This is a genomic window from Brevundimonas sp. M1A4_2e (assembly GCF_053345555.1).
The window spans coordinates 324,783-347,357 of record NZ_JBKFAI010000004.1; the positions used below are offsets into that span (position 1 = coordinate 324,783).

Consider the following 22,575-nt stretch of genomic DNA (forward strand, 5'->3'; position numbering starts at 1 on the left):
TCGCCTTTTCATGAGACCTGCCATGTCCGACGCCCTGCCTGACCGCCTTTCGGTCGATCCCGACAGCCCCTTCCACGACGCCGACCTGCTGGCGCGCGGCGTGGGCATCCGCTTCAAGGGCGAGGAAAAGACCAACGTCGAGGAATACTGCGTCTCGGAAGGCTGGGTCCGTCTGGCCGTGGGCAACCGCGTCGATCGGCGCGGCAAGGCCCTGACCGTCAAGCTGCAAGGCCCGGTCGAACCCTTCATCAAGGGCGAGTGATTTCCGCTCTGGCGGCGAAGCTGAGACTTTCGGTCGCAGCCTTCGCCCGCTAGGGTCCGCGCCTCATTGTAGAGTTGGGGAGGCGCACTTGTCGTTCAATGCTCGTCTGATGGCCGCCAGCGCTTTGGCGCTCGGCCTGATCGCCACGCCGGTCCTGGCCCAGGACGCCAGGACCATCCGCGCCGCCGAACAGGTGCGCGACCAGGCGCTGAAGGGCAATATCGCCCTCGACTACGTCACCCAGATCACCACCCGCTTCGGCCCGCGCCCGGCGGGTTCGCGCGCCGAGCAGGACGCCTCGGCCTGGGCCGCCGACTACATGCGCGCCCACGGCTTCCAGAACGTCCGCATCGAGACCTTCCCCCTGATCGGTTGGGAGCGGGGCGAGGAAAGCGCCGAGATCCTCGGCGCCCGTCCGCAGAAGCTGGTCGTGGCGGCGCTGGGCCACTCCCTCGCCACCCCCGCCGAGGGCGTCGAGGCGGACATCGTCTTCTTCGACGGCCTGGACGCGTTGGCGGCCGCGCCCGCCGGGTCGCTGACGGGCAAGATCGCCGTGGTCGACGGCGGCCAGATGGTGCGCATGCAGAACGGCTCGGGGTACGGCTCCCTCTCGCGCATTCGCAGCGTCGGCCCGACCGAGGCGGCCAAGCGCGGCGCGGTCGCCTTCGTGATGCGCTCGGCCGGGTCTGACGAGCATCGGATGCCGCACACCGGCACCACCCGCTATGTCGACGGCAAGGTGCCGCTGCCGTCCTTCGCGCTCAGCGCGCCCGACGCCGATCAGATCGCGCGCCTGGTCGGGATGGGCGAGACGGTGCGCCTGCGCCTGAAATCCACCGCCCATACCTATGAGACGGTCAGCCAGAACGTCATCGGCGACATCGTCGGCGCCGCGCGCCCGGACGAGATCATCGTCCTGGGTTCGCACATGGACAGCTGGGATCTGGGCACCGGCGCCATCGACGACGCCGCCGGCGGCGCCATCACCCTGGCCGCGGCCAAGCTGATCGCCGAACAGGGCCGACCGGCCCGCACGATCCGCGTGGTCCTGTACGGCTCCGAAGAGGTCGCCCAGCCGACCGACCACGGCAACGGCGGCGGGGCCTATGTCCGCGACATCGGCGCGGGCGTCGAGAAGCACGTCATCGCCGGCGAAAGCGACTTCGGCGCTGACCGCGTCTACGCCCTGGGTCTGCCGCCCGGGTCGCAAGGCACCGACTTCGCCAAGGTCGCCGAGCGCGTTCTGCGGCCGCTGGGCGTCCTGCCGGGCGAGCCGGAACTGTATGGCGGGGTCGACATCGGCCCGCTGGCCAAGGCGGGCGTCCCGGTCTTCGGCCTGCGCCAGGACGGCACGCGCTATTTCGACCTGCACCACACCGCCGACGATACGCTGGACAAGATCGACCCGGCCCAGATGACCCAGAACGTCGCCGCCTGGGCGGCTCTGGTGCGCCTGATCGCCGATTCAGATGTGGACTTCCGGGCCGCTCGTGCGGCACAGGAGGCCAAGCGCTGAGACGCGCCCTGCGAGCGTGGCGGAACTGGTAGACGCAAGCGACTTAAAATCGCTCGACCTCGGTCGTGCGGGTTCGATTCCCGCCGCTCGCACCATGAATGGCTTAATCGAGTTGCGCCCCCTGGCCGGCTTTAGGGGCTGGCCCGTACAGGCGTCGGCGTGACCCGGGCGATCAAGTGGGATAACAGGGCTCCCTTGCGCCGCATTTCCGGCAGCGTTGGCGGAGGCGTGACTTGCCAAGAGTATTCCCCCTTCTGATTGCGCTCGTCCTGAGCATGAGCTTCGCCCAGCCTGCTCGTGCGATGCAGATCTTCGTCAAGACCCTGACCGGCAAGACCATTGCCCTTGAGGTAGAGCCGAGCGATTTGATCGACGCCTTGAAGGCGAAGATTCAAGACAAGGAAGGCATCCCTCCTCTCCAGCAGCGCCTGGTCTTCGCGGGAGTGCAGTTGGAAGACGGGCGCACGCTTGCTGATTACAATATCCAGAAGGAGAGCACTCTCCACCTGGTTTTGCCGGCGGCGGCGGTCCCGACCATGTCCGAATGGGCGTTGATCATTCTTGCCTTGGGCCTGGCGGGCGGCGCGGCCGTCGCCATCCAGAGGCGGCGGCTCGCCTGAGCCTTTTCGCGCCAGACGGAACAGCTAGATCAGAACTAAGCGCCTGCGTTCTCGAACGCAGGCGTTTTGCATTTTGGCCGCGTGGGAGGCGACCCTTCAAGGCGGCGCTCAGCGGTCTGGCAGGGCGCGTTCACCCGCTGAATGAAAACCAATGTCGATGAATGAAGTGTTCGGTGTCGGTCGATTTCTTCGCCTTGAACCGGCATTTGTTGCGAGTAAAGTATAAAGCGTGATGAATATGGTTTTAGTTCATTTTCCTGTGCCGACAGTTAGGGTTGGATGATCTTGGTTTGATTGTCTATCGCCTTGCTGGAAATGGCCCGATTTCTGTCAAGCCATTTGCGCTGCACAAAAACTTTATCTCGGCTTTGCCGTTGATGTATTAAGCTGTCTTCTCGTGGCTTGCGGGAGCGAGCCGCGCGGCGCGCCGGACGCGCCTTTTCCTTGCGCCTGGCGTTTTCGTCGGGTGCGAACGCAACCGTGACATCCCGTCTGCCTGCGCCTGGGGCGCGGCGGCGTCTTTGCGGCTGCGCGTGGGCGGGCCGGGGGCTCGCCGGAAGTAGAACAGACAGGAGCGCAGGCGCGCGTGGACGACTTACAACTTCAACAACTGGGCGGGCCGCTGACGATCGGCCTGCTGGTGCTGTTCTTTGGCCTGACCATGCTGATTTCCTTGCGGATCAGCCGACGCAAGGAAAACGCCGACGCCTATATGACCGCCGGGAACGGGATCGGTCTGGGCGTCTCCGCCGCCTCGATGACGGCGACCTGGATCTGGGCGGCGTCGATGTATGCGTCCGCCACCTCGGGCTACGTCTACGGCATATCGGGGCCGATCCATTATGGGCTGTGGGGGGCGCTGATGATCCTGTTCATCTACCCCTACGGCCGCCGCATCCGCGCCGTGGCGCCGCGCGCCCATACGCTGGCCGAGGTCATGTACGCCCGGCACGGCCGCTCCAGCCAGCTGATGCTGGCGGGCTCCAACGTTCTGGGCAGCGTGATCAGCCTGACGTCCAACTTCATCGCCGGCGGCGCCCTGATCTCCATGCTGTCGCCGTTCAGCTTCAGCCAGGGCATCGTCGTCGTCGCCGGCGGGGTGCTGCTCTACACCCTGTGGTCGGGCTTCCGCGCCTCGGTCCTGACCGACTTCATCCAGGTCTGCGCCATGCTGGGCGCCGTGGTGGTGATCATCCCGGCCATCTTCTTCGCCATGGGCGGCCCGGCGGTCTTCATCGAAGGCGCGTCCAATCTGACGCCGCAGCAGACCAGCTTCTTCTCGTCCGACGCCTTCCTGAACCAGGGCGCGCCCTATATCGCCGCCGTCCTGGCCTACGCCATCGGCAACCAGACCATCGCCCAGCGCCTGTTCGCCGTGCGCGAGGATCTGATCCGGCCGACCTTCATCACCGCCACGGTCGGTTACGGCGCGACCATCATCGGCATCGGCATGCTGGGCGTGGTGGCGCTCTACGCCGGGATCAATCCGATGGAGGGGGACCTCAACAACCTGATCCCGCAACTGGCCGGGACCTATTTCGGGCCTGTGCTGCTGAGCATCTTCTTCATCATGATCATCGGCTCGCTGGCCTCGACGGCGGATTCCGATCTGTCGGCCCTGTCGTCGATCATGATGGCCGACATTTACGGCCGTGCGGGCAAGCGCAAGGCCGACCCGCGCCTGATGCTGACCGTCGGGCGCGCCACCATGGTCATCGCCACCGGCGCGGCGCTGTATTTCGCCGGGGCGCGGATGAACATCCTAGACCTGCTGGTCCTGGTCGGCGCCATCTGGGGCGCGCTGGTCTTCCCCGTCATCGCCAGCTTCTATTGGGAGAAGGTGACCAACAAGGCCTTCACCGTCTCGGTGCTGGCGGCGCTGGCGATCTTCTTTCCGGTGCGGTTCGGCTGGATCCCGATGGACGGCGCCGTCGGCTATGTCTTCGACGTGATCGCCGTAGTCGGCGTCGGCGTGGTCGCGGGCCTGATGACCTTCGGCTTCTTCGGCGCGAGAGCGGCGCGGATCGTCGGCTTCATCGCCGCCGTGGCCGTGGCGCCCTTCGCCATCGGCTTCCTGCATGACTACGCCGTGCTCAGCGGGTCGCTGATCGCCTATGCCGTCAGCACCGTGGTCTGCACCGCCATGTCGCTGTCCAATCAGGACGGCTTCGACTTCTCGCGCATCGCCCGCATGACCGGCGACTTCGATGTGGAGGAAGCCGAACCCGCCGCCGCCTCTGCGGCCGCCCCCGCCCGCTCGGGCTCGCAAATCCCCCAACCCCGCTAACAGGAGATCGCAATGACCCCTTTCTGGCTGACGACCTATGTCCTGATGTGGCCCGTCATCGTCGCGGGCGTGCTGGCTTTCATCGCCCGCGCCTTCTTCAAGGAGTGGCTGGACGCGCACCGGCGCGGCGAGCCGATGATCTGATGTCGAAGGGGGCTGCGGCCCCCTTTTTCATGCCCTGACTGTCTTGGACCCGTCATTGCAGACGGCTAGGGGTTGGAAGACATTCTGCTTCGCCTGGAGTTCCTGATGATCCGCAGCCGCCTTCTCGCCTCCGCCCTGGGGCTGACTCTCGGGCTTGCCGCCATGAGCGGAGTTGCACAGGCGGCCGAGGCGGCGTCCCCGAAGGCGGCCGCGACAGCGATCCCCGCAGGCGAGCGGGCCTCGCCCTCGCTGATCGTCACCATCGTGGTGGACCAGCTCAGCGCCAATCTGTTCAACCAGTATCGCAGCCAGTTCACCGGCGGGCTCAAGACCCTGGCCGATCAGGGCCTGGTTTCGATCAACGGCTATCAGACCCACGGCGTGACCGTGACCTGCGCCGGTCACTCCACCGTCCTGACGGGGGTGCACCCGACCCACAGCGGCATTCCGGCCAACGACTGGATCGACACCCGGACAGGGCAGGACACCTACTGCCTCGCCGCGCCGCAGAACACCCTGGCTCACGGCAAGAACACCGACAACGGCCCGGTCGGCCCGGAGCAGCTCAGCGCCTCGACCCTGGGCGACTGGCTCAAGGCGGTCAGCCCTGAGAGCCGCGTCTATGGCGTGTCAGGCAAGGATCGCGGCGCCATCACCCTGGCCGGTCACAAGGGCGACGGCGCCTTCTGGCTGACCGACGGCTTCGGCTTCACCACCTATGTCGAGCCGGGTCAGTCGGCGCAGGCGCGTCTGGCGCCGGTGGCGGCGATCAACGCCCGCATGGCCGAGCGGTTCAGCCCCGCCACGCCCAGCTGGACCTATACCAACGAGGCCTGCCGTCGTCTGGAAGGGCAATGGACCATCGCGGGCCAGACCTTCGACTCCAAACTGCCGCCGGTGAACGACCGCTTCGACAACTCGCCGGTGCTGGACGAGCTGACGCTGGAAGGCGCCATCGAGCTGCTGGAGACGCAGCAACTGGGCCGTCGCGGCGTCACCGACATGCTGGGCGTCAGCCTGTCGGCCACCGACCGGATCGGCCACGGCTTCGGCACTCAGGGCCCTGAAATGTGCGAGCAGATGCTGCGTCTGGACGCGGCCCTGGGCGGCTTCCTCGACCGGCTGTCCACCATCCCCGGCGGAGTGATCGTGGCGTTGACGGCTGACCACGGCGGTTCGGACTTCCCCGAGCGGTCGGCGGTCGAGGGCTATCCCCACGCGGGCCGGGTCGACCGCGCCCTGCAACCGCGCGTCAATGCGGCGCTGAAGGCCCGTTTCGGTCTCGACGCCGATCCGGTCGTGTCCTCGGCCGGCGGCTTCGTCATCGTCGACAAGGACCGCAGGTCGCTGGCCGAGCCGCTGCGCTCGCAGGTGCTGGCGGCCGCTGTCGAACTGCTGAACGCCGAGCCGCAGGTGGCCCTGGCCGTGTCGCGGGACGAACTTCTGGCTGAGCCTGCGCCGGCCTCGCTCAATCCCGAAGACCTCAGCGTGCGCGAGCGCCTGCGTCTGTCGGCCGTAGCGGGCCGTTCGCCCGACATCCTGCGCGCCTGGCAGCCGGGCCTGACCGGCCAGGGCCGCGTCGGCGGCGCCATCTCCAGCCACGGTTCGCCCTGGGACTACGACCGCCGCGTGCCCATCGTCTTCTGGTGGCCGGGCGCGCAAGGCCAGGAGCGCTTCCTGCCGATGCGCACCATCGACATCGCCCCGACCCTGGCCAATCTCATCGGGATCGAACCGGGCGCTCCGATCGACGGCCGCTGCATGGACCTGCCTCAGTTCGCCAAGGGCCGGTGCGCGGCGGAATAGGTCGCGGAGGTGACAGGAGTGATCCCTTCTGGGCTGACGCGCACGGCGAGCGGCGTATGAGGGCGGATTTTTCCGCTCTCAACCGCTTGCGCCAGCATGTCTAAAAAACGGTCCGGCTGATCTAGAGGGAGACGGGTCAGGTCGCGAGCGCTGTAGAGCCACCATTGGCTGTTGAGCAGCCGGCGGATCGCGTCAGGGCGATGGCGCCAGCCGATGATTGTCGCGGGATTGCCGCCGACGATGGCGTAGGGCGGCACGTCCTTGGTTACTACGCTTCCGGCGGCGACGATGCAGCCTGTCCCGAGCGTGACGCCCATGCTCAGGGTCACGTCGCGTCCGACCCAGACATCATGCTCGATGACCGGATAGGGCTTCACGCCGATCGGGGAAAATTTGAACGCTTCTACGACGTTCTCATCCACGTGCCCCCGAACGATGTCGTTATGAGGCCGAAAAGCGATGATGGAGGTCGTCACCCAGTCTATCGGATGGGTGGAGTCCAATATGGCCAAGCCTGTCGATATCGAACAATAGCGTCCTATCCGCATGGCTTCGTGAAGCGCCGAATAGGAGTAGCTGTGCATGCCCATGGCGCACAGGCCGGACGACGCGTCGCCGCCGATCGAGGGCGTGTAAGGGCCTTTATAGAGTACGCATGGTCCCTCTATCTCAAAGGTTCTCATGACGCGGATATCGGTATCCACTCGCGCCCAACCATAGGTTTTTGATGGAGGCGGCGTATTCTGACACAGCATCACGCCTGCATTGTAGAGGTGGTCAAGGCCTTCACGGGTGACGCGCATGGTACTCTTTAAACTGGGTCTGTGAGCGTGCAGGACTACAGTACCGTGAACGGTTCGCCACCCAATAACTCATCTGAAGACAATCAGAGCTGGCGGATCTGGCGCTCATAAACTCGTGTTTCCGCGCCTTGAGGCGCTCTTACGCCCCTGCCGTTTCCTTGGCACAAGGGCTTGAGAAACGCCTCTGAGGGGAGGCGTCGGCCGTCAGAGCCATACGAGGAAACCCGTTCATGCAAAGAGCCCGCCGCGCCCGCATCGTCGCGACACTCGGACCCGCCAGCCGCGCGTCGGGAACCGTCAAGGCGCTGGCCCAGGCCGGGGTGGATGTCTTTCGCCTGAACTTCAGCCACGGCTCGCACGACGATCACGCCGCCGCCTTCAAGGCCGTGCGCGGCGCCGAGATGGCGCTGAAGCGGCCCCTGGGCGTGCTGGCCGACCTGCAAGGCCCCAAGCTGCGGCTGGGCCGCTTCGCCGATGTCGAGATCGACGTGAAGCCCGGCCACAAGATGCGTTTCGACCTGGACCCGGCTCTGGGCGACGAGACCCGTGTGCAGATGCCGCATCCGGAGATTTTCCGCGCCCTGCGCACGGGCATGCTGCTGCTGATTGACGACGGCCGGGTGCGCCTGCGCGTGGGCGAGCGCACCGACGAATGGTGCGACGTCACGGTCGAGAGCGGCTCCAAACTGTCGGACCGCAAGGGGGTCGCCGTGCCCGAGGCGGTGGTGCCGGTCTCGGCCCTGACGCCCAAGGACCGCGAGGACCTGGCCTTTGCGCTTCGTCTCGGCGTTGACTGGGTGGCCCTCAGCTTCGTGCAGAAGGCCGAGGACATGGCCGAGCTGAAAAGCATCGTGAACGGTCAGGCCGCCTGTCTGGCCAAGATCGAAAAGCCCCAGGCCCTGAACGATCTGGATAGCATCCTCGACTATTGCGACGGCGTCATGGTCGCGCGCGGCGATCTGGGCGTCGAGATGGAGCCGGAAGAGGTGCCGGTCGCCCAGAAGAAGATCCTGCGCGCCGCCCGCCAGCGCGGGGTGCCCGCCATCGTCGCCACTCAGATGCTGGAATCCATGACCAGTTCGCCCGCCCCGACGCGGGCCGAGGCGTCCGACGTGGCCAACGCCGTCTATGAGGGCGCAGACGCCCTGATGCTGTCGGCCGAGACGGCGGCCGGCGACTATCCGCTGGAAGCGGTGGCCATCATGAACCGCATCATGGAACGGGTGGAGCGGGACCCCCTGTGGCCTGGCCTGATGGACGCCGAACACGCCGGGATGGACATCGATGATGTCGACGCCCTTGTCGCGGCGGCGAGGAAGGCGGCCGAGGCCTCTTCGACGGCCTGCATGGTGGTGTTCACCACCCTGGGCGGCACGGCCCGGCGCATGTCGCGCGAACGGCCGCTGCAGCCGGTGCTGGCCCTGACGCCCAAGCCGGAGACGGCGCGCCGGCTGGCCCTCGTCTGGGGGCTGGAGCCGCGTCTTGGCGATCAGCCGACCTCGCTGGAGGGTCTGACCGACGATGCGGTCCAGGCGGCCATGCTTTACGGCCTCGCCGAGCCGGGCCAGCGCATCCTCATCCTGGCGGGAACGCCGTTTGGCGCGCCGGGCGCGGCGAATCTGTTGCGTCTGGCCCATGCTCCGGCCCATGCTGCGCCTCGCGGCGGACAAGGGGCGAGGCGCGCCCGCGGAACCTGACGGGACGGGATGATCAAATACATCGGCTCAAAGCGGGCGCTTCTGGGCCATGTGGCGGGAGCGGTGCGGGCGGCCTTGCCTGATGGAGGCATGGTCTGCGACCTATTCTCCGGCACGGCGCGCGTCGGTCACCGGCTGAAGCGCGACGGCTTCCGCGTCTGGTCGAACGATCACAACGCCTATGCCCACGTCCTGGCCACGACCTATGTGCAGGCGGACCGCGAAGTCTGGGCCGAGCGCGCCGAGGCCGTGCTGGCCGAACTGCGCACCGTGCAGCCAGAGGCCGGCTGGTTCACCCGCACCTTCTGCGAAGAGGCCCGCTTCTTCCACCCCGACAACGGCGCCCGTATCGACGCCATGCGCGAACGCATCGAAACGATGGGGCTGGAGCCGGAGCTGAAGGCCGTCGTCCTGGTCGCCCTGATGGAGGCGGCCGACCGCGTGGATTCCACGGCGGGCCTGCAGATGGCCTATATGAAGCAGTGGGCGCCGCGCGCGCTGAAACCGCTGGAGCTGCGCCTGCCCGACCTGCTGCCCGGCGTGGCTTCGGGGCCGTGCGTGGCGACGCGTGGCGACGCCGTGGAGATCGCGACCGAGGTCGAGGCCGATCTGGTCTATCTGGACCCGCCGTACAATCAGCACTCCTATCTGGCCAACTACCACTGCTGGGAAAGCCTGGTGCTGTGGGACAAGCCTGAGACCTATGGCGTGGCGCGCAAACGGATCGACGTGAAGACGCGCAAGAGCGCCTTCAACAGCCGGCCCGGCATCGGCCCGGCCATGCAGGCGGTGATCGAAGGGCTGAAGGCCCCGAACCTGATCGTCAGCTTCAACGACGAGGGCTATCTGAGCCGCGAGGATCTGGTGGCCATGCTGGCGTCGCGCGGTCACGTCCAGGTGCTCGATATCCCCTATCCCCGCTACGTCGGCGCCCGGATCGGCATCCACAATCTGAAGGGCGAGAAGGTCGGTGCGGTGGGGCGCCTGCGCAACGTCGAACACCTGTTCGTCGTCACCGATCGGCCCGTGGTCCTGCCGGTGGCCGCCTAACCTGACGGACGCGCTAGGGCGAAGACCGAAGGAACGAAGCTGGCGGCCTGTCGTTTTGCTGACATGCGTTCGTTTGCTTCTCCCCGTTCCCATAGTGATTTCGACGCCGCGCGCCGCGCGGCGGGCGATCAGGCCGGGGCCTCCCGGTTCGGGCGGAGGCTGGCGATCGATACGACTTCCGCCAGCGTCAAGCGCCCCGCGCACCGCGACAGCGTGGGGCGCGGGCTGGACGGATGGACCATCTTCCTGCTGGGCGCCCTCGTAGCGGGCATCATGGGGATGATGCTAGGCGGCGTCCTGTCGGTCTGAACCGTCAGGCGGCTTCCAGCAAAGCCCTGATCGGCGCCCAGGTGCGCCGATGCTCCGGGCAGGGGCCGAGCGCCTGCAGCGCCTTCTGATGGAGGGGGGCGTTATAGCCCTTGTGGCTGGCGAAGCCGTAGCCGGGATAGGTCGCATCCATCTCGATCATCAGCCGATCCCGGGCCGTCTTGGCCAGGATGGAGGCCGCCGCGATCGAAAGGGAGCGGCTGTCGCCCCTGACCACGGGCGTCACGGCGCAGGGCAGGGGAAAGCGGTAGTTGCCGTCCACCAGGGCGTGCACCGGCGGATGGGCCAGGGCCTCGACCGCGCGGCGCATGGCCAGGCCCGTGGCGTGAAGGATGTTCAGCTGGTCGATCTCCTCGACCGAGGCGAAGCCGACGCCCCATGCCAGGGCGCGGGTCTTGATGTCGATCTCCAGCACCGCGCGGCGCTTTTCGGTCAGGGCCTTGGAATCATCGATCCCCTTGGGCAGGTCGTCCGGGTTCAGGATCACCGCCGCCGCCGACACCGGCCCGGCCCACGGTCCCCGACCCGCCTCGTCGATCCCGCAGATATGGCCGTTCCACGTCGCCCGGGCCTCCAGCTCCAGCAGCAGGGTGGGGAAGGCGCGATCAGGCTTGCAGGGAGCTTTCGAGGCAGGGGCTTTAGGCGGCGTCATCACGCCCCAGTGCCACGAAGCCCCGCCGGACGGAAGGCCTGCAAGACAGAGGAGGGCAGGTCGCGGCGGCGCCTCACGGCGCATGGTAGGCCCGGAGGGAGAGCCTTTAGGGAGCCCTTAGGGCCCGGATTTCCTAGGCTTTAGCGGCCTTCGACAATGCTGTGTGTCACAGTCCGGGTGTCACAGGCAAGGCCGTGTGGTTGGTAAGGAGCGACGCTATGTTGACCACCGATCTTCCAGCCGCTAGCGCCTCTTACCTAACGCCATTGTAGGTCTTCATGAATATCGCCGCCTCCAATCCCCTTCCGAGCCTTGATCTTCCTAAACGATGGGAATTTCTGCAACAAAAGGCCGACGCGGCTGGCCTTGATGCTCTCTCGGTGGTGGAGCGCGTTGAGGAGGCCGCTAAGCGGGTGGATGCGCTTTTGGCGCGCATTCGCTCAGGTGGCGGCTTGTTTGAGGTCTTCCTTGGGGCTTCGGGCTCGGGAAAAACAACCTTCGTTAACTCACTCCCCAAGTTTTTCGACAGCATCCGAGTTGTGCCGTTTCCGAAAGATCTGCCCCTTCTTGAGCTTCCCGCATTCATTCGGCGTACCCATGTGCCGGGTGATGACCAGAGCCGGATTATCCTGGTGGAAAAGCGGGACAATCCCGTCGCGGCCGATCTCGAGAACGTTGAGCCGATGATGGCTGAATTGCTGGAAGTTTTCCGAGAGCCAGCAGGTCAAGTATTGGTGCTTTGGCCGGTGACCAGAGAGGTTAATGCAAGGAAGATTGCGGAGGAGGCGTGGATTACCGGAAGTGACTCCGTAGTCGATAAGTCCACCAAGGGTCTTTTTCAGTTTTCCGGCGTGCCAAGAGCGGACTACTACCGTCTTGCTGATACCACTTGTCGCACCCTGACGGGGGACAGCTTGGAGGCCTTCGGCGTTGCCGAGGAAGATGCTGTCGAGATGATTGCAGGCAGTGAAACCATCGCGATGTTCTACGGAAGCGTGAATGAGGCGGCTGAAGCTATTCGAGGACAGACGTGGAGCGTTTTAAGGCAGAGAGTCGTGCCTTATTTGTGGGTTGTTCTACCTGGAGATAGTGTTTCTGCGGTTCAGGCTACGGCGACTGAGCTAACTCAGGGAACTCGAAGCCGTATCGATGTTGATTTAGTTGGTGAGTTTATCGACGCTCCTTCCAACAGCTCGTTGTATGTCGAGGATTGGCGCGCGCGCCGAGGGCAACTCGCGAACCTTTTGCGTGCTGTCGATCTTCGCCTGTTCTCCTTGCCGCCCAATGCGGCCTTGGCGGCTGTGCGTGCCTGCGGCGACAAGACGTTGAAAGACGCGCTGAAATCGCCCTCGGTTAACCTCGAGGCCGCCAAAAAAACAATGCGGGCGACGCGACTATACAAAGCAATCCTTACTGTCGCCGGTAAGGAGAATGTCCCGCCGTTTGCGGGATATAGGGCCGTAGAGCAGGAAACCGAGGAGGAATATCGACGCATCCAGAGGGGCGCGAAGAACAATGATAAGCCTCTAAATAAATCTCTTGGTGGGCTTATTGCGTTATGTCTTAAGGACGACGCTCCAGAACTTGAGGTGGTGACTGAGAAGAAATCTCTACCTGGTAGTCAGCTTCAGCCCGACATTCAGATTGATCTTAAGAACGGTTCTTATATTTGCCTCGAGCCTACCTGGAGAACTACCGGGAGAGAAATCGACGGCGAGATTGATAAAGCTCAAAATACGTTGACTAGCGCGCATATGAAAAAATACGTACTCGATAAGGCGATGCAGTACGTGAAAGATTTGAAGCTCTGAACTGAAGGTGGCGGCGCGCGCCGAGCATTGCCGCCGCCACTCATAGCCAAAAGTCACCGCCGAGGCAGCGGAGCCTTGATGGCTATCCCTAGATCAAAAAAAGCAGGGGGACCACAGGGGCGTCAGGAAACCACTGGCGGTTCTTCGGTTCCTTCCAAGGCCCGGTAGACGCTGCCTCGGCCTATCCCGAGGCGCTGCTGGATTTGTGAGGGGTTCAGGCCTTCTCTCGACAGCTGCCGGACTTCTTCGACTGGGGCGGTGGACAGACGCCCACGGTAGCGACCCTCAGCCACTTAACTGCCCGTGGGCTTTCGCCGGGCCTCCCAAGTCTCCAGCACGAAAAGCGCCATGGTGTGGGCGGCATGGACCGCTAGCCGAGCATGGCGGGGGGCGAGCCTGTAGGTCTTCCCCTCGACCGAAATGTCGGCATGCCCATGCGCTGAGCCCTTGTGAGTGCGGAGCGCGGCCACGCCGTCCGCAATGCTCGATAGGCCAGACAGGATGCGTTTGAGATCTAAGTCAGCCACATCCTTCGGGCTGAGCCCAAGGTGGTTTGAAGTTTCGCTCCATAGTGAGCCAAGGACCTGCTTGCTCGGCAGTGGGTGTCCCTCACTTTCCAAATAGGTCTTGCAGACAGTCTCAAGGATCGCGCAGGCCGCCGTTACGGCGGCGGGCGGATCGCTCTCCACCTGTGAGTAGGCGCGCTGGTACTCGGTTTCGAGGGCGCGGCTCCCATCTTTGGTGAGGCGTTCAGCTAGGGACTTGGACGGCCCTCTAAGCGCGCCGCCGATGAGGTAGCCGCCTCGTTGATAAGAGAGGCCCTCACGCTCGAAAGCATCCCTCAGCGGTGCCCTGCGGTCCTCGCCGGGCTCAGCTGGGGGCGACCAAAAAGTCCCTCTCGTCGCAGGCTCGGTATCCATGAACTCGGCCACAAGGCGACCGAATATGTCGAGGGCATCGTCACAGTCCCGGTTGGCTAACCGCAGCCACGCTTGGCACTTCATCACTTTGCTGCCTTCAGGCGGATCGCCTGGAAATCCGGCCATCATGAAAAGTGAGTCAAGTTGCGCGTGGGTGTAGGCCTCGGCGAGGATGGGGGCGGCAGCGCCGATGACGGAGGGGGGGATGCGCTGGGCTGGCATTTCGAACTCGTTGAAGCGGTGGTCGGGGCAGGCGGGAGGAACTTGCTGATCTTAGGCGGAAAAGTTATCCCGAACGCCCCGCTCTAGTACGGCGCGGACCTGATCCTCGGGCCAAACAATGCCCAGGTGTGCACCAAACTCGTCCTTCGTGGAGGCTCTGCCCGAGTAGACTCCGAAGAAGCGGGTTGCTCCCGTGTGGATGCTGGCACCAGGGAAATCGTCGGTGAGAATCGTGCCGTATTGTCGCTGGATCACGGGCGAACCAGACATCCCGCTTCGGGTCGCGCTATGGATCAGTGTGTGGAGGTAATGCTCGTCGTTCAGTAGGTCAGGATCGAGCGCCAGCGACCCGCGTTTCCAGATCGGCATATGCTGCCGCGAGATACCCTCGGGGTGCCCAAGGATGAAAACGTCCGACCCCACGAGACGCTTGAGTTGGACCTCGGGCAGGTCGTTTAGGTACTGTTGCGGGGGCGGGGCCCCCCCGATGGGAATGGCGACTACATCGACCCTCTGACGGTGTTTGGGATGTACGCGCCAGATGGGGACCCCACTGTCGTCGTATAGATTGACTTCGGCGGTGTGCCGCCGTCCAGCCAAGCCCTGTTCCGGGAAATAAAATCGGAGCCGGTTAGGTCTCCCGCCGTGCGCCGAGAGGGACTGCCCGGTTTCTGGATGAGTGCCCGTAACGTTGTGCCAGCAGGTGATAAGGGTGAGGCTCCCATGGGCACCACGCCAGAACGAAGCGGTCCCGACGGCCAGCTTCAGGTCGTCCCTCAGCATCTCCACGGGAGTGGTAGTGAACGACCAGGGGTCTACGGTGACGATAGGGATTTGCGGACTCATGCTCGGAGCGTATCGCGGTTCTGCGGCTGGGGCACCCCGAAGAACCAGCGGAAAAAGCAGGGGAGCCCAGAGGCGCGTCAGGAAACGCCTAGGCTGCCTTTCAGGGCCTCGTAGACGGTCGAACGGGCCACCCCCAGGCGCTTGGCGATATGCGCAGGCTTTTCTCCCTCCGCATGGAGTCGGCGGATGGTGGCCGTGTCCACGCTTTTCGGTCGCCCCTTATACCGCCCCTCGGCTTTGGCCTTAGCGATCCCTTCCATCTGGCGCTCTCGCCGGAGGTTCGTCTCAAACTCAGCGAAGGCTCCCAACATGGTCAGGAACAGACGGCCCGTCGCGGCGGTGGTGTCGAACTCCCCCTGCTGAAGGGCGCGGAAGCTGACGCCCTTCTCTGTCAGGGCGGCGACGACCTCGCTCAGGTCCGTAACGGAACGGGCCAGACGGTCGATGCGGGTGACGACGAACGTGTCCCCCTCCCTGACGTACTCCAGCGCTCGCCGAAGCTCCTCCCGGCCCTCCTGCGTGGTCCCCGACCGCTTCTCGGCGAAGACCTTCTCACAGCCCGCCTCGGCCAGGGCGACCTCCTGCACCTCTAAGGACTGCCCCACGGACGACACGCGGGCGTAACCGATGACGGCCATCAGAAGGCCTCCCCGACGCGGAGAGAGACGGGTGCGTTAGTCGGGGCAGGCATGGCAGGCGTCCGAAAAGGTCTAAGATGAAGCCGGAACTACCGTCCGATAATTGTCAGGTCAACCCCCTTCGGACAGTTTGCGCTCGTCCGCCATGGGTATACCTTCTCGGACAGTCTCACATTCGTCCGAGAGCACGGCCCACCGAGACGAAACGGCCATGCTTACACGGGGGCATTTTCATGGGCCGCCGAATCCGGGACACTTATCCTCGAGCCGTGCCGCCGCACAGTCTGCCCCTGCCTCCCTTGTTCGATTGAGGTCCAAAGCCCGGCAGACGTCAGAGGAGACGAACCACGGCTCGCCGTCGCAGACTCGGAGATGAAGTAGGCCTCGCCTTACCCCCGATCCGTGCGGGGGTAGGCAGGTCCATAGTCCGGCGCTCCGTCGCGTCCAGCCGCCGGAGACACTTCCCCCCACCGTCCGAGGTCGGGAGGGCAAGGGTACGGCACACGTCGATGGCACCACGCTCCGTCAGGCAGAGTTTGCTGTTGGAGGCCAACGGTGCCCACCCTATGGGGGTAAGTGGGCGCGGACGCCTGAACATATGGGGCTTCGGATTATTGAGGCAGAAGGCATCGCTCTTAGGTCGATAAGGGCTGCTCCCCGGCGGGGTTATCCTTTGAGGCATTGGTCTCAGAAGTCTCCTCGGCGAGGATGAATCCTAGGCCTCTCCTGAGGCTATCTTTAGGATATCCTGAGGACTGGGCCTTCCAGGCCCCCTAGACCAGGACTTAATTGACCAAGGCGCTGGGCCTCTTTGAGACTCCGGCCTTTCCTCGGCGAGGGATGAACTCTCGCACACTACAGGAATCCTAAGCATACCTTAGGCTATCCTCAGGGCTGGGCCTTCCAGGCCCCCTAGACCAAGGGAAAATCCTCGGTTGCACTTATCTGAGCTGCAACTGTGGAGTGTGACGACCGGCGCAACTCGCGGAAGGCTCTAGGATGAGCGCTGAGCGGCCCCAGGCCCTGACGGGCCGTTGGGGTGCAGGAGCCTTGACGCTAGGCCTCAGAGGACTCCTGAGAGCCATCTGGGGCATGCGCCTGTTCCTGCCCTGTCTCGTCAGAGACGGCACCCAGGAGGAAGGCGTACGGCCTCCACGACCGCACGACGCTGCTCTAGTGACGGCCCTGCTGAATAAACGCCCAGCGTCATGCCGCCGCGTCCTTCCTCGTGGCCGAGGACAGCCGAAATGGTGTGCGGCGGCTGACCTGCCTGCTCGGCCTTCGTCGCAAACCACCGACGGAAAGAGTGGAAGTCGGCGTCCGACTGTCGGCGCCCCTCCTGACGCGCATCCAAGTTCAGGTCGCGACGCCACCCCGGCGGGGGAGGTGGAGGCGACGACCCCACGATATGGTTCTCCGGATTTCTAAGCCCAAAAATTTCGACGCGGGGGTTGAAGCGTCGAGGTTGGTTTCTACGTAATAACCTAAGGATATACATTAGGGTTACCCTGGAGTTATCTATAGTTATCCCCGTCGTATATAACTCTAGGTATATCCCTAGGTCTTCCTGAGGATATCCTAAAGGCTGGGTCCTCCGTCTCCCTATACCACGACTTAATGGCGATCCCTCTAGACCAAGGGGGAATGACCGACGGGGATGAACACCTCTCCCTCCGTTCATCTCGTCTTCCGACTTTCGCCTGATGTGCGTCCTGCATGGCCCTGGAAGGGCCTGGGAGAGTCGCTGAGTGACTCCGGGGGCGTTTTCCTTGGCGAGGGTGCGGAAAGCTCTCGATGCCGTTCTACGGGCTTCCCTGAGTCATTTACGGCCGTTCTCGATTTTCGGGAGTGAGAACGGCGCGTGAGACACCTTGGCAAGTTCGCGGGTGAGCAATGCCACTCGTCGCTTGTTGCCGTACTGGGTCGCCACGCCCCCTGTAGTCCAGCCGCCAAGGGCATGGGCGAGTTCTTCAGGGATGGCTGCGTCTCGAGCGGCGTCGAGGAAACCGTGCCGGAAGCTATGGAACACGGTTGCAGGGTCCGAGAGGCCCAGGTCGTGGCGGAACTTACTGAACCACCGAGACAGGTTGTGGGAGAACGACCCGTGAGCGGCGGGCCGCAGGGATGGAAAGAGGCGGTCTGTCTCGTTCGGAATGGTCGCTACGTAACTCATCAGCCCAGCGTCCAAGACGACGCGGTGGATCGGGACTGTGCGCTCGCTCGCCTGCGTCTTCAGCTTACGCCCCTCAATGAGTTGCCCCTTCTCGTCGAACTTGGAGAAGCGCATGCACTGAATGCCATCGACTACGACGAGGTCAGCTTTTCTGAGGCCTGCCAGTTCGTTCGCCCGCGCGCCGCTGTAAAGGGCAAGCGCAGGTATCCAGAAGCGCCACGGGTGTTCACCGGCCGCCATCGGGGCTGTGGCTTTGAAAAGAATGTCCAGTTCCTCGGGCGTGAAGCCGCGTCGCTTGACCCTCGCGTCGGCCGACAGCTTCATGCCTTGGGCCGGGCTGCGGTCGAGGTACTCCTCGGTCACGGCCCAGTTGAACACGGCAGCGAGGTTCTGGAGGTATGTGTTCACGGTGGTGGGGGCGATGCGTTCCCCTTCGTCCTCCTCTGCTTTGTCTGCGGCCTCGGTCAGGGTCAGTCCGGGGTAGCGGCGGGTAGCAAACTTCGGCACCCGCTGGAGTAGGCTACGGACCTCTCTGATGTCGGCGCGGGTGACAGAGCGGACTGGTTTGTCCGGCCCCAGCACCTCCTCTAAGGCCGAGAAGATGTGGGAGTACTTCCGGCTCGTGGACTCCTCGCCGTGTCGTGCAACGCGCTCGGCATTGAATGCTGCGATGAGTTTGCCGACCGTAATGCCGCTCGTCGGTGGTGTTGTAGGGGCTGCCAAAGTCGGAGCGGCCACGTCCACCACCTCGCCCTCTAACCGCCGCTCCAGCAGATCAATGAGGCGGACCCGCGCTTTAAGCATCTCGATGCCGAGGAGGCGGCGGCTCGGATCGCCCTCGGGGTACCACAGGGCGGCATCTGCAAGAGCCATGTCTACCGCGTCGGCCGCACCAGCGAGGTTCATTGAGGCGAGGTCGCGCCGGTAATTTGCGGCGTCCTCAAACAGCCATGTGCGGGTGGATGCGACGCCCACCGCGATCCGCGTGTCCTGCTCACTGTCCAGGACTTCAGCAAGCCACGCGTCCGCCATCGCTGCCGCCCTCGCGGGATCAAGCGGCGGGGATGCCTTGCCCGCCAAACGAGCCCTCGCCGTGGCAATCAGTCCATCAGTCTCGACACCTTTCCGCCGTGCTGCCCGTTTGGCGGTCTCGAAGTCCTTGGTACGGAGGCTCTCACGCCACTGGGGCGTTCCAAGGGGCTCCTGAACATCATCGGGGACGCGCCGCCTGAACCAGTAGGTTCCTCCCCGGCGGTAGAGGTAGTTGCATCCGACCACGGCTTCCATTCCGGCTCGTGTGTCACAGTCGTGTGGCACAGTTCAAGGGCGTGAAAGCCAGTGAGAGCGGGAAATCCAGCGCCGCCGGGGGTTCCGGGGGAGTGTGGTAGGCCCGGAGGGACTCGAACCCCCAACCAGACCGTTATGAGCGGTCGGCTCTAACCATTGAGCTACGGGCCCCCGAGCGCATGGAAGGCCGTGCCTAGCAGGGGACGCGTCGGCTGCAAAGCCGCCTTGGACCTGTCGCGCTTTTCACGCCGATGAATGGAACCTGCACGGGGGTCTTCCGCGTTCGTTCAGCTTGAAACGGTCAAGTTAGGCCGTGGCTGGCGAATGCGCCCGCCCGAACGATTTCGACGGAGACCTCCCCATGACCCGCACCGCACGCGCCCTGATGATGGGCACGGCCCTGATGACTTTGGCGGCGCCGGCCGTCGCATCTGCTCAATCCCAGCCCGGCGGCGTTTCTCCGATCCAGGTGCACGCGATGGCGCAACAACCCGCCCTGAACCTGTCGGCCTACGGCGAGGTCAAGGTCGCGCCGGATCAGGCGACGATCAACTTCGGCGTGGTGACCGAGGCCGCGACGGCCCAGGAGGCCATGGCCCAGAACGCCCAGCAGATGACGCGCGTCATCGCCGCCCTGCGCCGCGCCGGGATCGCCGAGCGCGACATCCAGACCTCGGGCCTGAACCTGTCGGCGCAGTACGACTATCAGCAGAACGAGCCGCCCAAGCTGCGCGGCTATCAGGCTTCGAACCGCGTCACCGTGACCATCAACGACCTGACCAAGGTCGGCGCGACCGCCGACGCCGTGGTCACGGCCGGGGTCAATCAGATCGACGGCATCAGCTTCGGCCTGAAGGATCCCAAGGCCGCCGAGGATCAGGCCCGCGTGCTGGCCGTGCGCGCGCTCCAGGACAAGGCGCGCCTGTACGCCGACGCCATGGGCGTGCAGCTGGGGCAGGTGCGCTCCCTGACCGAGGGCGGCGGCTACGTGCCGGAAGTGCGCCCTCAGGCCATGTACGCCCGCGCCGCCTCGATGGACGCCGGCGCCTCGACCCCGGTCTCGGCTGGCGAGCTGTCGGTCCGCATCGACATCAGCGGCGCCTACGACATCGGCCGCTGATCCCGTCCGAATGAAATGATGAGGGCTCGCTGGCGACGGCGAGCCCTTTTCATGGGTTTATTACCGTCCATTCATTTGACGGAGCGGACGCGGCCTCTATCCTCACGCTTGGCCGCTTCTGGCCGCGATCCTGGACGTCCGCCTTCCCATGAAGCAGTTCTTCCTCACCATGCTGGGCGTCTTCGCCGGGCTTGTGGCCTTTTTCGTCGTCCTGCCCGTCGTGGCGCTGATCTTCTTCGCCATGGCGGCCGGCGCCTCCAAGCCTTCGACGCCCGCCCATACGGTGTTGGAGATCGACCTGCGCAGCGGGCTGACGGATCAGACGCCGACCAACCCCTTCGCGGCCTTCAGCGGCCCCAGCATGTCGGTGGTTCAGGTCGTGGACGTCCTGGCCCAGGCGGCGGCCGACGACAACGTCAAGGTCCTGCTGGTGCGCGCGCCCGAAGCCGGCATGACGCCCGCCTCGGCCGATGAGGTGCGCCAGGCGATCGCCCGCTTCCGCGCCGCGGGCAAGACCGTCATCGCCCACAGCCAGGGCTTCATGCCGGTGGGCGCGGTGATGTCCAGCTATATGGTCGCCGCCAGCGCCGATCAGCTGTGGCTGCAGAACACGGCGGGCTTCCAGGCCGTCGGTTTGGCGGCGGACAGCGTCTTCCTGGGCCGCGCCTTCCAGAAGTACGGCGTCAAGGCCGACTTCGAGCAGCGCTACGAATACAAGAACGCCGTCAACGAGTTCACCCAGAGCGACTTCACTGCGCCGCACCGCGAAGCCATGCTGGCCTGGATGGGCTCCATCCACGACAACGCCATCGCCAACATCGCCCGTGACCGCAAGACGACGCCAGACGCCCTGAAGGCCGTCATCGAGGCCGGCCCTTACACCGCCGATCAGGCCCTGTCGCTGAAGCTGGTCGACAAGATCGGTCAGGTCGAAGAGGCCGAAGCCGCGGCCAAGACCAAGGCGGGCAAGGACGCCAAGATCGTCAAATTCGGCGATTACGCCTCGCTGAAGGGGACGCGTACGACGTCGGGCTCGGGCTCGGCCAAGTCGGCCATCGCCATCGTAGGCGGCGAGGGCGCCATCATGACCGGTCGCGGCTCCAACGATTCGCCGTTCGGCGGCGGCTCCAACATTCGTTCGGACGACACCGCCAAGGCCATCTATGACGCAATCGAGGACAAGGACGTAAAGGCCATCGTCTTCCGCGTGTCCTCGCCGGGCGGCTCGCCTGAAGCTTCGGAACAGGTGCTGGCCGCCGTGCGCGCGGCCAAGGCGGCGGGCAAGCCGGTCGTGGTGTCCATGGGCGCCTACGCCGCGTCGGGCGGCTACTGGATCAGCTCGGAAGCCGACTGGATCGTGGCCCAGCCCTCGACCCTGACCGGCTCGATCGGCGTCTTCGGCGGCAAGTTCGTGCTGGCCGACGCCCTGGGCCGCTTCGGCGTCGACATGCGCGGTCTGTCGGTCGGCGGCGACTACGCAGACGCCTTCTCGCCGACGCAGACCTTCGATCAGGGCCAGCGCGCGGCCTTCGCCGCCTCGATGGACCGCATCTACGAAGAGTTCGTCGCCCGCGTGGCCAAGGGCCGCAAGCTGCCGGTCGAGCGCGTGCGCGAGATCGCCAAGGGCCGTGTCTGGACCGGCGCCCAGGCGCAGGGCCTGGGTCTGGTCGATCAACTGGGCGGTCTGAACGAGGCTGTGGCTAAGGCCCGCGAACTGGCCAAGATCCCGGCTGACGAGAACGTCCGCTTCAAGCGCTTCCCGCAACCGCAGTCGCCGTGGGAGGCGCTCGCCACCGCCTTCGGCGCCTCGGGCCAGGCCGCCGAGGCCATGGTCAAGGTCGGCCAGGTGATGGGCGATCCCGCCGCCCAGGCCGTTCTGAACCGGGTCGAAGTCGACCGGATGCGCAGCCGCGGCGCCGTGGTTTTGGCCGATCAGCCCGCCTTCTGAGCCGGGCCGGAACCGCAAAAGTGACTGGTGCGTGATGTCGCAGTCCATTGACCGTTCAGGTCGATGGTCCGACATTGCGCTTCAGGCGTTCATCCGGACGCTGAGAGAGGTTTTGAGTTCATGATCAACTCCGACCCGATGGGCCCGCTGGGTTTCAATGCGCGCCGTCGGCCGGGTTCCGGCCTGCTGGCGCCCTTCTTTTGGGCGGCGGGTCTGATCGCCACCGCCCTGGCTGTCGCCGTGGGCGCGCTGTTGGCGGTGTTCACCGCCGCCGCCGTGGCTCTGATCGCCGTGGTAGGCGGAGTTCTGGTCTTCGTCGCGGGTTTCGCCCTGCGCGCACGACGCGCCATGACCGCCCGTCGTCGTCGGGATGAGGGCGTGATCGACGCCAAAAAGGTCGGCGACACCTGGGTGACGTACGGCTGGGAAAAGGAAGGGCGCTGATC

General features: G+C 65.0%; 19 protein-coding genes and 2 tRNA genes. 14 read left to right on the top strand and 7 right to left on the bottom strand.

All coding sequences use genetic code 11. The annotated features are described in order from the left end of the window. The first annotated feature begins 22 nt into the window (after positions 1 to 22). The 7 genes from ACLBV5_RS10995 to ACLBV5_RS11025 all read left to right on the top strand — a co-directional run bounded on the left by ACLBV5_RS10995 (position 23) and on the right by ACLBV5_RS11025 (position 6,635). The gene (locus ACLBV5_RS10995) at positions 23 to 262 is read left to right on the top strand and encodes a DUF3297 family protein (protein ID WP_003169732.1); all 240 of its coding nucleotides are present in this window, start codon (positions 23 to 25) and stop codon (positions 260 to 262) included. Positions 263 to 371: 109 nt separating this feature from the next. Next, the gene (locus ACLBV5_RS11000) at positions 372 to 1,778 is read left to right on the top strand and encodes a M20/M25/M40 family metallo-hydrolase (RefSeq protein WP_447605767.1); all 1,407 of its coding nucleotides are present in this window, start codon (positions 372 to 374) and stop codon (positions 1,776 to 1,778) included. Between the two features lie 10 nt (positions 1,779 to 1,788). After that, a tRNA-Leu gene (locus ACLBV5_RS11005) sits at positions 1,789 to 1,873 on the top strand. A gap of 180 nt (positions 1,874 to 2,053) precedes the next feature. Next, positions 2,054 to 2,398 carry an IPTL-CTERM sorting domain-containing protein gene (locus ACLBV5_RS11010; protein WP_447605708.1) on the top strand — a complete coding sequence of 115 codons (345 nt, stop codon included), beginning with the start codon at positions 2,054 to 2,056 and terminating at the stop codon, positions 2,396 to 2,398. 586 nt (positions 2,399 to 2,984) lie between these two features. Next, positions 2,985 to 4,685, top strand: coding sequence for a sodium:solute symporter family protein (locus ACLBV5_RS11015; RefSeq protein WP_447605709.1), 1,701 nt, complete (start codon positions 2,985 to 2,987; stop codon positions 4,683 to 4,685). Positions 4,686 to 4,697: 12 nt separating this feature from the next. Then, complete coding sequence (locus ACLBV5_RS11020; RefSeq protein WP_025977786.1) at positions 4,698 to 4,829, top strand: putative transporter small subunit; 132 nt, start codon at positions 4,698 to 4,700, stop codon at positions 4,827 to 4,829. Positions 4,830 to 4,934: 105 nt separating this feature from the next. Then, positions 4,935 to 6,635: an alkaline phosphatase family protein gene (locus ACLBV5_RS11025; protein WP_447605710.1), complete on the top strand. Its 1,701-nt coding sequence runs from the start codon at positions 4,935 to 4,937 to the stop codon at positions 6,633 to 6,635. On the opposite strand, the gene ACLBV5_RS11030 is transcribed toward ACLBV5_RS11025, so the two are convergent. Further along, positions 6,602 to 7,438 carry a CatB-related O-acetyltransferase gene (locus tag ACLBV5_RS11030; protein WP_313633459.1) on the bottom strand — a complete coding sequence of 279 codons (837 nt, stop codon included), beginning with the start codon at positions 7,436 to 7,438 and terminating at the stop codon, positions 6,602 to 6,604. The genes ACLBV5_RS11025 and ACLBV5_RS11030 overlap by 34 nt on opposite strands. 230 nt (positions 7,439 to 7,668) lie before the next feature. Between ACLBV5_RS11030 and pyk the strand changes: the two genes are divergently transcribed. The 3 genes from pyk to ACLBV5_RS11045 all read left to right on the top strand — a co-directional run bounded on the left by pyk (position 7,669) and on the right by ACLBV5_RS11045 (position 10,494). Beyond that, entirely contained in the window at positions 7,669 to 9,135 is a 1,467-nt protein-coding gene (gene pyk, locus ACLBV5_RS11035) for a pyruvate kinase (RefSeq protein ID WP_447605711.1), read from the top strand. Between the two features lie 9 nt (positions 9,136 to 9,144). After that, a complete protein-coding gene (locus ACLBV5_RS11040) occupies positions 9,145 to 10,185 on the top strand; it encodes a DNA adenine methylase (RefSeq protein WP_134581475.1) in 1,041 nt (346 codons plus the stop codon). A 63-nt stretch (positions 10,186 to 10,248) separates the two neighbouring features. Continuing rightward, positions 10,249 to 10,494, top strand: coding sequence for a hypothetical protein (locus ACLBV5_RS11045; protein WP_134581474.1), 246 nt, complete (start codon positions 10,249 to 10,251; stop codon positions 10,492 to 10,494). A 4-nt stretch (positions 10,495 to 10,498) separates the two neighbouring features. Here the strand turns inward: ACLBV5_RS11045 and ACLBV5_RS11050 are convergent, their stop codons facing one another. Next, positions 10,499 to 11,164 carry a ribonuclease HII gene (locus ACLBV5_RS11050; RefSeq protein ID WP_447605712.1) on the bottom strand — a complete coding sequence of 222 codons (666 nt, stop codon included), beginning with the start codon at positions 11,162 to 11,164 and terminating at the stop codon, positions 10,499 to 10,501. 278 nt (positions 11,165 to 11,442) lie between these two features. Between ACLBV5_RS11050 and ACLBV5_RS11055 the strand changes: the two genes are divergently transcribed. After that, positions 11,443 to 12,975, top strand: a complete 1,533-nt coding sequence (locus tag ACLBV5_RS11055; protein ID WP_447605713.1) for a hypothetical protein — start codon at positions 11,443 to 11,445, stop codon at positions 12,973 to 12,975. 293 nt (positions 12,976 to 13,268) lie between these two features. Here ACLBV5_RS11055 and ACLBV5_RS11060 read toward each other — a convergent pair whose 3' ends face one another. The 5 genes from ACLBV5_RS11060 to ACLBV5_RS11080 all read right to left on the bottom strand — a co-directional run bounded on the left by ACLBV5_RS11060 (position 13,269) and on the right by ACLBV5_RS11080 (position 19,232). Next, entirely contained in the window at positions 13,269 to 14,117 is an 849-nt protein-coding gene (locus ACLBV5_RS11060; protein WP_447605714.1) for an abortive infection family protein, read from the bottom strand. 51 nt (positions 14,118 to 14,168) lie between these two features. Further along, positions 14,169 to 14,963 carry a trypsin-like peptidase domain-containing protein gene (locus ACLBV5_RS11065; protein ID WP_447605715.1) on the bottom strand — a complete coding sequence of 265 codons (795 nt, stop codon included), beginning with the start codon at positions 14,961 to 14,963 and terminating at the stop codon, positions 14,169 to 14,171. A 77-nt stretch (positions 14,964 to 15,040) separates the two neighbouring features. Further along, positions 15,041 to 15,601: a recombinase family protein gene (locus ACLBV5_RS11070; RefSeq protein ID WP_447605716.1), complete on the bottom strand. Its 561-nt coding sequence runs from the start codon at positions 15,599 to 15,601 to the stop codon at positions 15,041 to 15,043. 1,819 nt (positions 15,602 to 17,420) lie between these two features. Then, positions 17,421 to 19,061 carry a DUF6538 domain-containing protein gene (locus ACLBV5_RS11075; protein ID WP_447605717.1) on the bottom strand — a complete coding sequence of 547 codons (1,641 nt, stop codon included), beginning with the start codon at positions 19,059 to 19,061 and terminating at the stop codon, positions 17,421 to 17,423. 95 nt (positions 19,062 to 19,156) lie between these two features. Continuing rightward, positions 19,157 to 19,232, bottom strand: a tRNA-Ile gene (locus tag ACLBV5_RS11080). Between the two features lie 190 nt (positions 19,233 to 19,422). Between ACLBV5_RS11080 and ACLBV5_RS11085 the strand changes: the two genes are divergently transcribed. The 3 genes from ACLBV5_RS11085 to ACLBV5_RS11095 all read left to right on the top strand — a co-directional run bounded on the left by ACLBV5_RS11085 (position 19,423) and on the right by ACLBV5_RS11095 (position 22,573). After that, positions 19,423 to 20,181, top strand: coding sequence for an SIMPL domain-containing protein (locus tag ACLBV5_RS11085; RefSeq protein WP_447605718.1), 759 nt, complete (start codon positions 19,423 to 19,425; stop codon positions 20,179 to 20,181). Positions 20,182 to 20,329: 148 nt separating this feature from the next. Then, positions 20,330 to 22,129 (top strand): signal peptide peptidase SppA, encoded by a 1,800-nt coding sequence (sppA, locus tag ACLBV5_RS11090; RefSeq protein WP_447605719.1) that lies wholly within the window; start codon positions 20,330 to 20,332, stop codon positions 22,127 to 22,129. A gap of 120 nt (positions 22,130 to 22,249) precedes the next feature. Next, positions 22,250 to 22,573 (top strand): hypothetical protein, encoded by a 324-nt coding sequence (locus tag ACLBV5_RS11095; RefSeq protein WP_025977777.1) that lies wholly within the window; start codon positions 22,250 to 22,252, stop codon positions 22,571 to 22,573. Positions 22,574 to 22,575: the final 2 nt, after the last annotated feature.